The following is a 15,151-nucleotide window of genomic DNA, read 5'->3' on the forward strand; positions in this document are numbered from 1 at the left end:
GAAAGAGTCGGGCTTTTTTGCTTTTAAGTCCCTTGGCAGCAGCTAAACCGGCTCACTTCACCTTGCGCAAAAGAAGCGTACTCATGACGTTCGCCGTCGTAAGCTAACCTGTTACTCCTTTCTCATCAGGCTATGTGCTTACCTGAGTCATTCTAGATTGCGAATAAACTAATATCTGCTTAACTGTAAGTGGGTTCGTCTATTAGGAATAATAATCATGGCACGTATTGAAAGAAAACAAATAGGGGAGTTTTGTTGGTCAGAGCTTTGTAGTTCTGATTGGGGAGCAGGTAAATCGTTTTATACTCAGCTGTTTAGTTGGCAGAGTGTGGATCAACCAATTGGCGAAGATTGCTTCTACACGATGCTACAAAAAGAAGAAGACGATGTTGCAGCCATGTATCAAATGATGCCGGAACAAAAGGAAGCACAAGTACCAAGTCATTGGTTAGGTTATATTGCAGTAGATAATGTCGATGAATTGGCTGAGCGTGCTAAGGCTTTAGGCGCTGAAATCATAGCGGGGCCACATGATGTGCCGGAAGCTGGCCGAATGGTGCTGTTGCATGAACCAGGTGGTGCCAATTTTGCGCTTTGGCAAGCTGGAGGCCATGTTGGCACAAAAAGAGAATTAGAAGCAGGAACGCCATATTGGTACGAGTTAGCAAGCCAAGATAGTGCCAAGAGTGAAGAGTTTTATTGTAAGTTATTAGGTTGGCAAGCAACACATCAAGCAATGGAGAATATGGATTATGTGATATTTAGTATCAACGGCAAGCCTGTGGCTGGCATGTTGCAAATGACTGCAGAATGGCAAGGGGTGCCGCCTCATTGGATGTTGTATTTTGCAGTACAAGACTGTGATGAGAGTGCAGAAAAAGCAGCAACACTGGGTGGTCAGGTATGCGTTCCTCCTACTGATATTCCCGATGTTGGGCGTTTTTCGGTAATAACCGACCCACAAGGCGCAGTATTTTCTGTTATGGCTTCATCTATGGATTCAATTGATCCTTAGGGCTTAGTGGTGCGTCGATTTCGATAATTTGGCCATTGCAGTTAGCAAATTCATTACTCAGTCTATCAATAAATGCGTTGAGCTCGCCGCTAGCGAGCTTTTCTTTGATACTGAGATCAATTTTAGAAAGCAGGGGTAAGTGCTTTTTGTGGATATAGTGTCGTACGTTTACCCCTTGCCCAGGTAAGATATACATATAGATTTTTTGTAGCCCAGAATCACATAGTGAGCCAATGCTAAAATGATCAGTCGCAAGAAGTTGATGGCTGTGACTTTTGGCCAGTGCCTGAAAAGCCGAAATTGTATTTTGGACAGCATGGCAGTTGAGCGCAAAACGTTCGCAAAATTGTACTGATAGTAAACTGCCTTCAATAATAACCATGCCTTCTTTATGATTTACCTTGCAAAACTGAGGGTCCAAGCAAAAAACTGCTAGGCGTACAGTTGCTAGCGGGGTTGGGATAGGAATAAGTGAGTCGAATTGATGCATGGCACTTTCTACTCTGCCAGCTTCTGCATCAAACTGGCCTAGGTTTACCCATCGAAGTCCTCTTTGGGAAGGTAAGTAATGAAATTGTGGCGCAATATCGAGTGGCTTATATATTGCTGTAAATATTTGCTCCACCTGTTTTTTGCCTAAGTGAAATGACATGCTTTCACTTACATTGATATTGTATTCCTTGGCAATCGACTGAAGTGCGAAAAGCATAGCCGCCATTGCGATCAAGAGCTTCACATTGCTTGGTCCAGAGTGGGGTCGTGTTATAAGCCTAGCAGAACTGCGACACTCTGGTACATTGCCTGTGTGCCGTCCTTGAATCTACTAATTTGTGCCCCCAATTCTATATATCGGTATATCTAAATAATGGAAATAGAGAATGGACAAGCATATTGTCATTACAGGTGCTAATCGAGGTATTGGGTTGGCGTTTTGCCGTCAATATTCACAGCAAGGCTATCAAGTGACGGCGGTAGTGAGACAGAGTTCAAAAGAATTAAAAGCGCTCTCTGTTGATATTATCTCAGGCATTGATGTCAGCCAAGAAACTGACGTTATGGCACTTGCTGAGCAGTTGCAAGGTCGGAAAATTGATATATTAATAAACAATGCGGGTATTTTCAGTAATGAAAGCCTTCATGATATGGACTTTACGCGCATAGAAGCTCAACTCGCTGTCAATGCTGTCGCGCCTATTCGCGTCACTTATGCCTTACAGTCCCTATTGCAATCAGGTGCCAAAGTGGCGATGGTGACCAGCCGGATGGGCTCAATTGCTGATAATGGTTCAGGCGCTTATATTGGCTATCGTATGTCAAAAGCTGCCCTGAATGCGGCGGGTGTGAGCCTCGCTCATGAATTGAAGCCGAGGGGGATTGCAGTGGCATTATTACATCCGGGGTTTGTGCAAACTCAAATGGTGAACTATGCGGGAGATATTGGGCCAGAAGAAGCGGCAAGCCGTCTGATTCAAAGAATAGAAGAACTGAATCTAGCCAATTCTGGTAGCTTTTGGCATTCTAATGGTGATGTACTGCCTTGGTAGTTAATTAACCACTGAAAAGGGCTGTTCATGATGCCCTTTTGTCGAGGGATATTGTTCGGTTTTGGTTCATGGAACTATGCTACACTTGCACAAAATGATTCTAGAGTATGAGCATGGAACTACAAGAAAACACTCCGCTAACCTTGCCTTTATTTTTATTAGACGACGAATTAGAGCATCGTGATATCGACAGTCCCGATATGCAAATTTCAGTCAACTTAACAGCTGATCTACTTGCTAACCTATGTCAAAACCCAGTCCCTGAACAAAGTATTAGTATTCCGTTAGATAGCTACGAACTACAAGACATCGAGGCCAGTTACACTGCTTTAATGGCGAATGGTCATCACGCGCAATTGCTATTAAATCACGGCCCAGTATTAAGTGCGGTGCTGAGCCCTGCTGATGCTGAGGTGTTATTTGTATCGCCGCCAGTAGATATGATGCCAACATTCGACTTAGGCCTCGATGATGAAGAGGATAACGAGCAACCTGCAAACTAACTTCGGAGTCCTGCAATGCCGCAGAAGCGTTTAATCTGGTTGGTGAGCATACTCATTTTATTGAGTGGGTGTGCGGTATTAGGTGTCAGTCATTACGACGATTTATTTGGTCCTGAACAGCCGCGAGCGCGCGTGGTTTCATACTCTCAAGGTGGAGCAAAATACTTACAACAAGTAAAACCCGTTTTAGATAACCGCTGTGTTGTATGTCATGGTTGCTATGATGCCCCTTGTCAGCTCAAGCTGAGTTCCCCGCAGGGCATTGATAGGGGATTAAGTAAAACCTTAGTATACGATGGTACGCGACTTTTAGCTGAGTCTCCCACTAGGTTGCTATTTGATGCAACAACGACAGCACAGTGGCGTGAAAAAGGTTTTTCGGCGGTATTGAATGAGCGCGTGCAGACTGAATATGCCAATTTATACGGTGGTGTAATGTATCAAAGTCTATTGTTGAAACAGCGCAATAGCTTTCCTGAGCAAGCCATACTAGGGAATGAGTTTGATTTCTCCTTGGATAGAACACAAAGCTGCCCAACAAGAGACGAGTATGACGATTACGCTAGGGCCAATCCGCATGGCGGTATGCCTTATGGGCTTCCTGCATTGACTAGTCATGAGTTCGCACAATTACAAAATTGGTTGGAGCAAGGCGCGCAAATGGGAGAGATTGCCCCACCCTCAAAAGAGATACAAAAGCAGGTAGATAAATGGGAGCAATTTTTAAATCAGTCAGGTAATAAACCTCAACTAGCGGCACGTTATATATATGAACATTGGTATTTGGCCAATATATACTTTGCCAAATATAGCCATAATACTTTTTTCAAATTAGTTCGCTCTAAAACGCCGCCTGGAACACCTATTGAGTTAATTGCGACGGTTCGCCCATTTGATGATCCAAAAGTGCCACGGGTTTACTATCGTTTGATGCACGAGCGCAGCACTTTGCTGTCAAAAACGCACCTTCCATTAGCGTTAGATGACCATAAAATGAGCCGTTTATACTCTCAGTTTCTAGGCAGTGATTATGAAGTAAATGCATTGCCAGGATATGCCCCTAAGTTAGCTGCAAATCCTTTTAAAACATTTGCTGCGATTCCTGTTAAGTCACGCTATCAGTTTATGTTAGATGAAGCTGAGCTTATTGTAAAAGGCTTTATCAAAGGTCCTGTATGTCGTGGGCAAATTGCGCTTAATGTGATTAATGATCACTTTTGGGTCGCTTTTGTGGACCCAGATAAAAATGCCAACCCAGCGGTAGAAGCATTACTCGTGGAACATGATGATGATTTAATACTGCCAGCTGCTGAGCAGAGCAATGTGCTCCCTCTGTCGAGTTGGGCGAAGTATGCAAAACGACAAAGTGATTACCTCAAAGCAAAAACTGAGCTATCCAATCAAATTTTCAACCATGGCGGTAAATTAGACTTAGATCTTATATGGCAAGGGGATGGCCATAACCCAAATGCGGCACTGACTATCTTTCGTCATTTTAACAGTGCAACTGTCGTAAAAGGGTTTGTGGGGCAACAGCCGAAGACGGCATGGGTATTGGACTATGCTTTGTTTGAACGGATCCATTACTTACTCGTTGCGGGCTTTGATGTATATGGCAATATTGGCCATCAGCTGATCACACGCTTATATATGGATTTTCTTCGCTTAGAGGGTGAACAGAACTACCTGAACTTATTGCCAAAAAGTCATCGACAAGAAATTAAAAAGTATTGGTATAGACAGTCACATTTGAGTCTGAGTGAATTTATCAATCGCAAGAGTTTACTGGGTGCAGAGAGTCTAATTGAGTATCAGACAGATGACCCTCAGTCAGAGCTGTACTTAAAAATAAGCGAGCGTCTAAGCGGTGTATTACATCAAGAGTATGACTACCGCGCGGTACCCGAAGGTTTAAAACAATTAAACCGATTGCCAATCGCGGCGGTTAAAACTTTACCTCAAGTGACATTTATTCTTGTCCGTGATGAGCAAGGTTCGCACCAAGCTTATACGTTGCTGCGTCACAATGCACATTTCAATATATCAAGTCTGTTGAATGAATCTGGGCAGCGTGCATATGAAGAGGATTATGTCACTGTGCTTCCTGGGTTTGTTGGTGATTATCCAGAAGCTATTTGGTATTTGCCTAACCAAGCTCATGTTGAGGCATTTACGGCTGGTTTTTCGCAGGTTGTGGACGAAGCCAGTTACAGAGCGCTCAAAGCGCAGTTTGGTATCCGGAGAACACATCCACAATTTTGGCAATACAGCGATTTATTACATGACGTTGCAAGGCGTTATCGAGGTGTAGAGTTCGGTTTATTCGACTATAACCGCTTAGAAAACCGTTAAAGTGTCAGGTATACACTTTAACGGTGATGATATTTAATTAGAGTTTACTGGCGGCAGTAACGGCTGCCAGTAATACTTTCTCATCTAATCTGACTTTGTAATTAGGGTTTGCATATTGAAACTGAACTAGGCCTTTTTTATCGATGACAAACACCGCTGGAACTGGCAGTGCAACACGGTCATTACCATCAAGGTCGACAAAATTCACACCAAGCTTATTGCGATATGCTGTAGCTGTTTTGTTATCTAAGAAGTAGGCTAACCCTAAAGCCTGCGCATAGGCCATTTCGTTATCTGAAAGTAGTAAATAGTTCGGCGATTCAATGGTGCTTTTCGCGAGCACGTCAGGTGAATCGGGTGAAACCGCAATTATTTGAGCATCTAATGAAGCAATCTGAGACTCAATCGCTTGGATACCTTTTAGTTGGCGCGTGCAATATGGGCACCAACCACCACGATACACAACAACAATTGATGTTTTATTTTTATACAATGTTGCTAAATTGACCGCTTTGCCCTGGCTATTCTTTAAAGTAAGCGTTGGGGCTTGAAGGCCTGGTAATAACGGCGACACAGATTCAGGCGAGTTGCTGATGTTGGTGACAGTCGCCGCAGAAGCGAGTGGCGTAATCAAAATCAGACAAATAATCAGTAAAATCGGCATAGGTTCCTCTGTATTAAGCATTAGTGAATGTTATTAGACAGGCAAAGTGACGAAATGCTTTCGCTCGGGTATGATATTACGCGTATCCTTTTTTATTTATCACCTCAAAGAGAGTAAATATGTCTGCAAATATCACCAAGCTAGTAGTGATGCTGGAAATGCAAAATGCGATGAATACCAAAGTGCATGAGCAATGGTTTAGTCAAGGCTTTGAATGGTATCGAGCAATATGGGTTGAGTGTGCAGAAATGCTTGATCACTACGGCTGGAAATGGTGGAAAAAACAAACGCCGGATACTGAGCAAGTTATCTTAGAGCTGGTAGATATTTTTCATTTTGGACTGTCGTTGAGAATTGACGGCGAAACATCATTTGAAGAGCTTGCAAAGCAATTAGATGCTGAACTTGCTGCACCTGAACAAGCAGAAGATTTTAAGCAAACTCTGGAGCGCTTAGCGGCAAGTGCGGTTGCCGAGAAATCCTTCAACGCGGCTGCTTTTGCTGGGTGTATGCAGCAAATTGGCATGTCGGTTGATGATTTGTACCGTGGTTATGTTGGTAAAAATACGCTGAATTTCTTCCGCCAAGATCACGGTTATAAAGAAGGGACCTACGTTAAAGTGTGGGATGAAAAAGAAGACAATGAACACTTAGTGGAAATTGTAAAGAGCCTGGATACTGAGCACCCAGACTTTGCAAAACAAGTGTATACCGGCTTAGAAGCGCGCTACCCTGCTTAGTTTATTGGCAGTAGCGTTCGATAGTCGCTAATTGCTGGATAGTCGGTGATCTCTCTCGGAGCTTGCTGACTATCAGGATTCTCAATCGCCAATAAGTGGCCAATACCATATTGCTTCGCAGCTGCAAGGACACTCAAGCTGTCATCAACAAACAATGTTCGAGCTTTATCAAATTTTAAATCTGCTTGCACTTGCTGCCAAAGACTTTGGCTCTCTTTACTCACGCCGTATTGATGTGTTGAAATCACTTTATCTAAATAACCATCAAATTGCGTACCACTGAGCTGTGTGCGTTCTATTTTGAGGCTGAGGCTGTCTGGATGTGCATTGGTCAGTAAAATAAGTTCTTTCCCAGCGGATTTTAAGGCTTGTAGAAAGTCTGGTACGTCTTCACGAACGGAAATTAAATCTTGGACCTCTCTTTTTAGCTCCATAATGGGAAGTTGTAACTGCGTTTGCCAATAGTCTAAGCAGTACCATTCAATTTGTCCCATGACTGCGTCATATCTCGCGAGGATGTCAGCACGGGCTTGCTCAAGGCTAATTCCTTGCTTGATTGCGTGTGCTTTAGGGATGATTTCTAACCAAAAATGATTATCAAAGTGGAGATCTAGCAAAGTGCCGTCCATATCAAGTAGGACTGTGTCGATATTTGACCAATTTAGCATAGGCTTTTAACTGCAAAGGCTTTATGATTGTATTATCACCATCATAGCAAATAAAAGTTTATGTCACAGAAAAAGCATCCATGTCCGCCGGAAATTTTATCTTCAGAAGTTGTTGCGAAAAGTAAGCTGTTTACCGTAGAGGCCCTTTCATTACAGTTTTCAAATGGAGAACAAAGGCTTTATGAACGCGTTAAGGGAGGTAAACGTGGAGCTGTGATGATTGTGCCAATAACTGCTGAAAATGAACTACTATTAGTAAGAGAGTATTGTGCAGGCACACATGATTATCAATTAGGCTTCCCAAAGGGATTGATAGATCCGGGGGAGACGCCCATAGAGGCAGGTGATCGAGAGTTAAAAGAAGAAGTCGGCTTTGGTGCAAATTTTTTCGCTGATCTAAAAACAGTTTCTTTGGCACCAAGCTATTTTAATGCGCATATGCATATCTTAGTTGCTAAAGATCTGTACCCAGAGAGATTAGAAGGGGATGAGCCAGAACCTTTAGTGGTGGTTAAATGGCCATTATCAGATTGGCAGACGCTACTTGAACAACCCGACTTTACTGAGGCACGAAGTGTGGCTGCACTATTGTTGTTACAGCAGTTTTTACTAAAGGAGGTTTAAGTTGCAAACCTACTTAGAGCCATGTATTGAGTTGGCACAACTGGCTGGTAAAGCGATTATGGCGATTTACCAAAAAGAGGATATTGGTCAGCAAGAAAAATCTGATCACACACCAGTCACTGCTGCGGATCTCGCGGCAAATGAGGTATTGCTAAGTGGCCTTACAGCACTTGCCCCAGAGATACCGATTATGTCTGAAGAGACACCGATTCCGCCATTAGAGCAACGTCAGGGTTGGCAGCGTTACTGGTTACTAGATCCCATGGATGGCACGGGCGAATTTATTTTAGAAAGTGGTGATTTTGCAGTGAATATTGCATTAATTGAGAATCATCAACCTGTGTTGGGCGTGATCCATTGGCCAGCTAAGGGGATCACTTACTTTGCCACTAAAGAGGGCGGTGCCTTTAAGCGTGAACATGGCCATGATGAACAGATTTTTGTCTCACCGCCAGACACATTGACGCTAGCAGTCAGCCGCAGGCAGAAAATAGAAGCGGTAAGTCAGTATTTGAATAGCCAGTTTGATACCATTGCACTCGGTTCATGTTCGCTAAAAGCATGCATTATTGCTGAAGGTAAAGCAGACTGCTTTTTGCGAGTTGGTCCAACCGGAGAGTGGGATACTGGTGCGTCGCAAGTGATTGTTGAAGAAGCCGGAGGGTGTATCACGGACGCTGAGTTTAACCCTTTGACCTATAATCAACGAGAAACCACAGAAAACCCAGATTTCATCGTCATGGGTCATCCAGATTGGCAATTTCAAAAACTGATCAGCCCTCACCAAAGGTGATTTAGCAATTTGAAGGGGATGCTTTTTAGCTTTAATAACAGCATGAAAAGCATCACTGAGACCGATATAAACAACGCAAAATGACACTTTCATAGTTAAATTTGGTTTTTTGTGTGTTTTTTAAACGCTTAAAAAATTAATTTTCGTCAAATCCTTGCAATAAAAATAAATTTAGATATTATAGCGACCTCTTTACGGAAGAGCTTGAAAAGCACTTTTTTAAAGACGCATCATTAGATGCATACAGGCGCGGGATGGAGCAGCCTGGTAGCTCGTCGGGCTCATAACCCGAAGGTCGTCGGTTCAAATCCGGCTCCCGCAACCAACTTCTTAGTTAAGAAAGAAGCAAAACAAACTTAACGATACAGGCGCGGGATGGAGCAGCCTGGTAGCTCGTCGGGCTCATAACCCGAAGGTCGTCGGTTCAAATCCGGCTCCCGCAACCAACTTCTTAGTTAAGAAAGAAGTAAAACAAACTTAACGATACAGGCGCGGGATGGAGCAGCCTGGTAGCTCGTCGGGCTCATAACCCGAAGGTCGTCGGTTCAAATCCGGCTCCCGCAACCAATTCCTGTATCAGTCTAACTATTCTTTTCTTCAAGCATTAATTAGTGTTTATCCCTTGTCTTTTTTATTCGCATATTTAATTTTCAAATGCTGTGTTTTCGTCTTTATTTTAGTTTCTATTCAGTTGTCAACACTGACACTTTAAACTTAATTGCTCCGCTGTCGCAATAGACTGAAAGCGTAAGTATAAAAATAAGGGCAAGCCTTCACTTACCCAGTAAGACACTAGAACTTCGCGGCGTATGCTTCGGCTTGCTTCCACACTCTAAGTGTATTGCCACCAAGGATAAGCTTAATGTCCTTTTCACTATACCCTCTGTCTAGCAGGCCTTGAACAAGGTTGGGGTAAGTAGATACATCTTTTAGCCCAATGGGCAATGAATCACCCACGCCATCATAGTCTGAGCCAATACCAACATGCTCTATCCCAATTAACTTCACAACGTGATCTATGTGATCTAATACTTGCTCTAATGTGGCAAATGGAAATGGGTTCCGAGCGATATAGGCAGCGCGGAAATCAGTTTTATTAGCCCCGCGGCTGGTTGCTTCTTTTTCTTCTGTGCTGCGCTTGTCATACCAATTGCGAGATGAAGAAGTAACAAAGCTCGAGCCAAAATTGATTTGGATTACACCGCCATTTTTCTTTAACGCTAAGAGCATGTCATCATCCATATTACGCTCAAACCCTGGCGTATATTTTCTCAGGGATGAATGAGATGCTATGACAGGCACCTTAGATACTTCCATTACCTGATAAAATGCGGCATCAGAAATGTGAGAAACATCGATAAGCATGCCAATTTTATTCATTTCGACAACGAGTTTTTTACCAAACGGACTGAGGCCTTTCCACTTTCTGCGGACGTCGTATGAAGAGTCAGAGATGTGGTTACTTTGTGAATGAGCAAGGGTGATATAGCGGACACCCCGGTCAAAGAAGTGGGTAAGATTAGCGAGTTCACCTTCAATTGGCGATCCATTTTCCATGCCCATTGCAATAGACATCAAACCTTTATCAAACTGCGCTTCGATATCTTTGGTGCTATACGCCATAGCAAACTTTTGAGGCGCACGTTGCGCTAATGCTTCCATGCCATCAATGAGCTGGTTGGCGAGTTGGTAGCTTTTCCCCTTACCTTCAAATTCTAGGCTGGCAGGGATATAAATTGACATGAAAGGCGCATTGAGGCCTCCTTTCATCGCGCGAGGATAATCAAAGTCACCACCTTGGGTTGCTTTTGAAACATCATCCCACTTCTCATTTATGCGATAGGGGACATCAATATGCGTGTCGATAAGGAGGTTCTCTTGAGCCAAACGAATGGCACGTTCCGATGCAGAGTATTCTTTAGCATGAACCGATGAAACCGCTAATGCGAGAACACAAAGAGCTGAGCTTAACTTCATTTTTGCGCCTTTATTATGATTGTGAAGTTTGATTGTAACAACTAATTCACGCGGCTCAATCCCAAAAGCAGTATTCTCGCTTGGTATTAGTAAATGGATTCAGATTGATAGTCTTCGCTTTGCATCGCTTGGAACTGAGCTTTGCTCACAATATTGACTGATTCGTGTAATTCAGAGAATACGATTAGGGCTTCACCGCTTTGTAGTTGTGCTTTTACTTGTGCTACTTTTTGTTCTGTTGTGATTTCACTGTCACCATAGTCGGTTCCTTCTCGTAAAACGTAGTGCTCAATAAGGGTAACTAGGGTGGTTGGGTCAATCTGTTGATATGGGATCAGCATAAATGTCACTATTTAATAAGAGAATGAATATAGGCTGGAACGACTTGTTCTAGCCAATATATGGGTTTTAGCGGGTTTGCTCCAGTGATAAAGCCAACATGGCCGCCGCGCTGCGAAACAGCCAGTTGTATATGTTTGCTGATCTGCGCAGCAACAGGTACAGCTTGTTTAGATAGCATTGGGTCATCTTCTGCATGGATCAGTAAAGTTGGTGTTTCAATGAGGCTTAAATAAGGTTGAGAGCTAGCCTGCGCGTAATAATCTTCAGCGCCTTTAAACCCATGCAATGGTGCCGTTACTTGGTCATCGAATTGCCATAGGTCGTTAATTTCGGCAAGTTGCTCTGCATTTAATGGGATTTGTCCACTGATTTGACCAAGCTTTCGGGAGAAAGATTTTTTCATTCTATCTAACAAATATTTTTGATACAGCTTAAAGCAACTTTTGCGGATCACTTGGCAAGAAGAGGATAAGTGATAAGGGGCTGAAACAACCGCGGCACCTTGTAGTCCACTGCTTTGACCGCGTTCGCCTAAATACTTTGCTAATACATTACCACCTAAAGAAAACCCAACTGCAAACAGTGCGCGATCTGGAAAGCGTGTTTGTAAAGTCTTGATTAGATGACCGAGGTCTTGCGTTTCGCCACTATGGTAAGCCCTTGCTTGTTTATTAACTTCGCGAGAGCAGTTGCGAAAATGCATCAGTACGGCATCAAGCCCTGTTTTGGCGAGGGCATGCAACATTCCTTTGGCGTAAAAACTATTAATGTTGCCTTCTAAACCATGTAAAACAATGACTAACGGAGCTTGTTTGTTACCATTTTTAGCCCATGCCAATTCAAGGAAGTCATCATCCGGTGTCTGAAGATGTTCATAATGGACATTGGCTTTGAGTCTGGGTCTAAATGCTCTCGGGAGTATTGTTTGCGCATGACGGTTACGCATCCACCAAGCTGGTCTAAAAGTAAGATCAAGCTGCTGTGACATAAATTAGAATAGTTCTCTTGCTAACACTTTAACTTTGCCAGTGTATCAGAGCTGAACATAAAAGATAATTAACGGTACGAAATTGTGAAGCTGAAAATAAAAAGCACCCGACCAGCTGGGCTGATAAGGTGCTTTGTGCGTCGTGCTTAATTCTTGAAACGGGAACTAAATTTGCTTAACAATCTTTTCGACCTACATGTGTTTACTCAGGTATTTCTGCTTCATTGACCTTTTTAACAAAGTAGTAAACATAGTAGATGCACAGCGCGATCACGATCCCAAGTATGCCAAAAGATAAAAACAACACTGGGTCGGTAAAGAAATCTCTAAAGAATACGTTCATGGCTGTGTCTCCTCAATTTGTCGATGAATTAATAGTAGAGGAGCACCACTATGATCGTTATGATCGAGATCAAGTTTATAAATTAACCGATATTGACTCGTGTTGACGCTTGATCTTGATCATGATTTAGCGCTGAGAAACTGCTGCACAAGGGACTCTGGCAAGTATAGTGCAAGGTTGTTCGCATCTGTGTTATACAATGTGGAGCACGTATTTACTTGTTCGACTAGAGAGTGCTGTTGGAGCTTTTCTAATTCAAGCTCCGCATTTAGCAAACTTGTTCGCGCCGCCGAGTAGTTAGGGGATGTACTGTGTTCAACTTTTAATGTACGACGAATTAGGCGATAGGGTGAAAGGAGCTGTTCGTCTAATTTCTCAGCGCATTGGATCAGTGCATTGACATCCGCTTGCGAAAGCTGTTGATTAAGCTCAGCTGTATAGTCCAGTAATAAGCACAAGTTGACGTTTTTGCCATGCGTATCTTGGAAGTGCAAGAGCACTTCCTCCATCTGTTTATTACTGTATAACTGGCAAGCATAGTGCCAAAAAAGCTCTTGCTCTAGCATATAGTCCCGTTTTCGGCGAACTGGCTTTCTTTTTCTTCCAGCTCTTCAAGAGCTATAAGCAAAGACTCTTCCGTGTCGTTTAATTCGGGGGTTAACTGAGCTTGCTGTGCTAATAGCTCAGTAAGCTTGGCTTTGTTTTCAGCTTCGTACAGTGAATTATCGGCGAGTTGGCTCTCAACTTCAGCGAGTGCAGAGGTGAGCTTGTCGAGCGACTTCTCTAATTTGTCGATGGATTTTTTCAGAGGTTGTACAGACTTTCTAAATTCAGCTTCTAAGCGTTTTTGCTCTTTGCGATTGACACTTGAATGCGCTTTGTCATCGACACCTGGCTTTTGTTTTGCCTCTTTATTGGCGCTGAGTAGCCATTGGTAATACTCATCTAGGTCATAACCAAAAGCAGAAACAGTCCCGTTATCAACAAGGTAATATTCGTCAGCGGTATTTTTCAGCATATGGCGGTCGTGCGAAACAGTGACCATCGCACCTTCAAAACCTTGTAGTGCCATCACTAAGGCATGACGCATCTCTAGGTCCAAGTGGTTGGTTGGCTCATCCAGTAATAAGAGGTTAGGTTGCTGATACACTAACATAGCCAATACTAGGCGAGCTTTTTCTCCGCCAGAAAAAGGAGCGACTGGCTCAAGCGCCTTGTCACCATGAAAGGCAAACCCGCCAAGAAAGTCCCTGAGGCTCTGCTCAGTGGCGAGAGGGTCAAGTCGTTGTAAATGGGTGACCGCACTGGCTTGTAAATCTAGAGACTCTAGTTGGTGCTGAGCAAAGTAGCCTACTTTCAGCCCTTGGTGCTGAAATACCTCGCCAGCTTGAGGTTTTATATCACCTGCAAGTAGTTTGATAAGCGTTGATTTACCCGCACCATTTCTACCCAATAGTGCAATTCGGCTACCCGGTACCAAATTAAACTTGATCTGGTGCAGTATGGTGACGTCACCATACCCAGCTTGGGCTTGGTCAAGTGTCATCAACGGGTTAGGGATATTTTCCGGGTTTTCGAACTCAAAGCTAAAGGGGGAATCAGCGTGCGCAGGAGCGAGTTTTTCCATTCGTTCGAGTGCTTTCACTCGGCTTTGAGCTTGCTTGGCTTTACTTGCTTTTGCTTTAAAGCGTGTAATGAACTTTTCTAAGTGTGCAATCGTTTCCTGTTGTTTTTCAAACATCGCTTGTTGCTGCGCCATTCGCTCTGCCTTTTGGCGTTCAAACTGAGAGTAATGACCTTTATAGACATTAATACACTGTTGATCTATGTGCCAAATTTGGTCAATGACAGCATCTAAAAACTCTCTATCATGAGAGATCAGCACTAACGTTCCTTGATATGCTTTCAAAAAGCGCTCTAACCAGTATACAGCATCGAGATCTAAGTGGTTTGTAGGTTCGTCGAGCAACAATAGGTCAGCATCTCTGATCAGGGCTTGGGCCAAATTAAGGCGCATCCGCCAACCACCCGAAAACTCGCTAACGGCAAAGGCCAGTTGCTCGTTGCTAAATCCAAGTCCATGAAGTAGCTCTCCTGCTTTGGCCTCGATACCATACCCGCCTACAAGTTCTAACTGCTGGTGGATTTTTGCTTGCTGTTCACCGTCCGCCTTGGCTTCTGCTGCGTGAAGGGCTTCACGCAATGCGTAATACTGCTGATGGCCCTGTAACACATATTCAAGCGCAGAAATGGATAGTGCTGGCGTTTCCTGTTTCACGGAAGCAATGGACCAATCTTTTGGGATCTGAAAATCACCGGCATCAGCGTGCAATTGCGACTTTAATAAAGCGAATAGTGAGGACTTGCCGCAGCCGTTGGCACCGACTAGGCCGACTTTATGTTGGGCAAAAAGAGTTGCACTGGCATTTTTTAGCAGTGTTTTACCGCCACGTAACAGTTCAATATCAGAAAGTTGGATCATAATATGCTCGACTTAAATCTTCTGGCTGCATGATAACATGGATCTATTACTCAACGACAAGCGTATCAAAGCGCGGTGAACTAATATAAAATAACCCTTTCACAGAGAAGGCGGGG

The 15,151-nt window shown here is 43.5% G+C and carries 16 protein-coding genes and 3 tRNA genes; 10 read left to right on the plus strand and 9 right to left on the minus strand.

All coding sequences use genetic code 11. The features are described from left to right. Positions 1 to 217 precede the first annotated feature (217 nt). Entirely contained in the window at positions 218 to 1,015 is a 798-nt protein-coding gene (locus N480_RS05175) for a VOC family protein (protein WP_063371481.1), read from the plus strand. Here N480_RS05175 and N480_RS05180 read toward each other — a convergent pair. Continuing rightward, positions 993 to 1,751, minus strand: coding sequence for a hypothetical protein (locus N480_RS05180; protein ID WP_063371482.1), 759 nt, complete (start codon positions 1,749 to 1,751; stop codon positions 993 to 995). The two genes, N480_RS05175 and N480_RS05180, sit on opposite strands and share 23 nt — an antisense overlap. Positions 1,752 to 1,893: 142 nt before the next feature. Between N480_RS05180 and N480_RS05185 the strand changes: the two genes are divergently transcribed. From N480_RS05185 to N480_RS05195, 3 genes are all read left to right on the plus strand, one after another. After that, positions 1,894 to 2,559 (plus strand): SDR family oxidoreductase, encoded by a 666-nt coding sequence (locus N480_RS05185; protein WP_063371483.1) that lies wholly within the window; start codon positions 1,894 to 1,896, stop codon positions 2,557 to 2,559. Positions 2,560 to 2,672: 113 nt separating this feature from the next. Next, positions 2,673 to 3,062, plus strand: a complete 390-nt coding sequence (locus tag N480_RS05190; RefSeq protein WP_063371529.1) for a hypothetical protein — start codon at positions 2,673 to 2,675, stop codon at positions 3,060 to 3,062. Between the two features lie 15 nt (positions 3,063 to 3,077). Next, entirely contained in the window at positions 3,078 to 5,414 is a 2,337-nt protein-coding gene (locus tag N480_RS05195; protein ID WP_063371484.1) for a fatty acid cis/trans isomerase, read from the plus strand. 37 nt (positions 5,415 to 5,451) lie between these two features. Here N480_RS05195 and N480_RS05200 read toward each other — a convergent pair whose 3' ends face one another. Continuing rightward, positions 5,452 to 6,078 carry a peroxiredoxin-like family protein gene (locus N480_RS05200; RefSeq protein WP_063371485.1) on the minus strand — a complete coding sequence of 209 codons (627 nt, stop codon included), beginning with the start codon at positions 6,076 to 6,078 and terminating at the stop codon, positions 5,452 to 5,454. Positions 6,079 to 6,197: 119 nt separating this feature from the next. Here N480_RS05200 and N480_RS05205 point away from each other — a divergent pair, with 119 nt between their 5' ends. Beyond that, the gene (locus N480_RS05205) at positions 6,198 to 6,818 is read left to right on the plus strand and encodes a dUTP diphosphatase (RefSeq protein WP_063371486.1); all 621 of its coding nucleotides are present in this window, start codon (positions 6,198 to 6,200) and stop codon (positions 6,816 to 6,818) included. Here N480_RS05205 and yrfG read toward each other — a convergent pair. Further along, positions 6,815 to 7,486 (minus strand): GMP/IMP nucleotidase, encoded by a 672-nt coding sequence (gene yrfG, locus N480_RS05210; RefSeq protein ID WP_063371487.1) that lies wholly within the window; start codon positions 7,484 to 7,486, stop codon positions 6,815 to 6,817. The two genes, N480_RS05205 and yrfG, sit on opposite strands and share 4 nt — an antisense overlap. Positions 7,487 to 7,546: 60 nt before the next feature. On the opposite strand from yrfG, the gene nudE reads away from it, so the two are divergent. From nudE to N480_RS05235, 5 genes are all read left to right on the plus strand, one after another. After that, positions 7,547 to 8,110 carry an ADP compounds hydrolase NudE gene (gene nudE / locus N480_RS05215; RefSeq protein WP_063371488.1) on the plus strand — a complete coding sequence of 188 codons (564 nt, stop codon included), beginning with the start codon at positions 7,547 to 7,549 and terminating at the stop codon, positions 8,108 to 8,110. 1 nt (position 8,111) lies between these two features. Next, entirely contained in the window at positions 8,112 to 8,903 is a 792-nt protein-coding gene (gene cysQ, locus N480_RS05220; RefSeq protein ID WP_063371489.1) for a 3'(2'),5'-bisphosphate nucleotidase CysQ, read from the plus strand. A gap of 248 nt (positions 8,904 to 9,151) precedes the next feature. Continuing rightward, a tRNA-Met gene (locus N480_RS05225) sits at positions 9,152 to 9,228 on the plus strand. Positions 9,229 to 9,272: 44 nt separating this feature from the next. After that, positions 9,273 to 9,349, plus strand: a tRNA-Met gene (locus N480_RS05230). Positions 9,350 to 9,393: 44 nt separating this feature from the next. Further along, positions 9,394 to 9,470, plus strand: a tRNA-Met gene (locus N480_RS05235). Positions 9,471 to 9,695: 225 nt separating this feature from the next. Here N480_RS05235 and N480_RS05240 read toward each other — a convergent pair. From N480_RS05240 to N480_RS05260, 6 genes are all read right to left on the minus strand, one after another. Beyond that, complete coding sequence (locus N480_RS05240) at positions 9,696 to 10,880, minus strand: dipeptidase (RefSeq protein WP_063371490.1); 1,185 nt, start codon at positions 10,878 to 10,880, stop codon at positions 9,696 to 9,698. 86 nt (positions 10,881 to 10,966) lie between these two features. Then, on the minus strand, positions 10,967 to 11,221 hold the full coding sequence (locus tag N480_RS05245; protein ID WP_063371491.1) for a YheU family protein: 255 nt from the start codon (positions 11,219 to 11,221) through the stop codon (positions 10,967 to 10,969). Positions 11,222 to 11,229: 8 nt separating this feature from the next. After that, positions 11,230 to 12,210, minus strand: coding sequence for a hydrolase (locus tag N480_RS05250; protein ID WP_063371492.1), 981 nt, complete (start codon positions 12,208 to 12,210; stop codon positions 11,230 to 11,232). Positions 12,211 to 12,412: 202 nt separating this feature from the next. Beyond that, complete coding sequence (locus N480_RS25580; protein WP_169809458.1) at positions 12,413 to 12,553, minus strand: hypothetical protein; 141 nt, start codon at positions 12,551 to 12,553, stop codon at positions 12,413 to 12,415. 119 nt (positions 12,554 to 12,672) lie between these two features. Next, positions 12,673 to 13,119: a TIGR02444 family protein gene (locus tag N480_RS05255; protein WP_063371493.1), complete on the minus strand. Its 447-nt coding sequence runs from the start codon at positions 13,117 to 13,119 to the stop codon at positions 12,673 to 12,675. Then, on the minus strand, positions 13,113 to 15,035 hold the full coding sequence (locus N480_RS05260) for an ATP-binding cassette domain-containing protein (protein ID WP_063371494.1): 1,923 nt from the start codon (positions 15,033 to 15,035) through the stop codon (positions 13,113 to 13,115). The genes N480_RS05255 and N480_RS05260 overlap by 7 nt, the downstream gene beginning before the upstream one ends. Between the last annotated feature and the right edge of the window lie 116 nt (positions 15,036 to 15,151).

The sequence above is a fragment of the Pseudoalteromonas luteoviolacea S2607 genome (assembly GCF_001625575.1).
GTDB lineage: Bacteria > Pseudomonadota > Gammaproteobacteria > Enterobacterales > Alteromonadaceae > Pseudoalteromonas > Pseudoalteromonas luteoviolacea_E.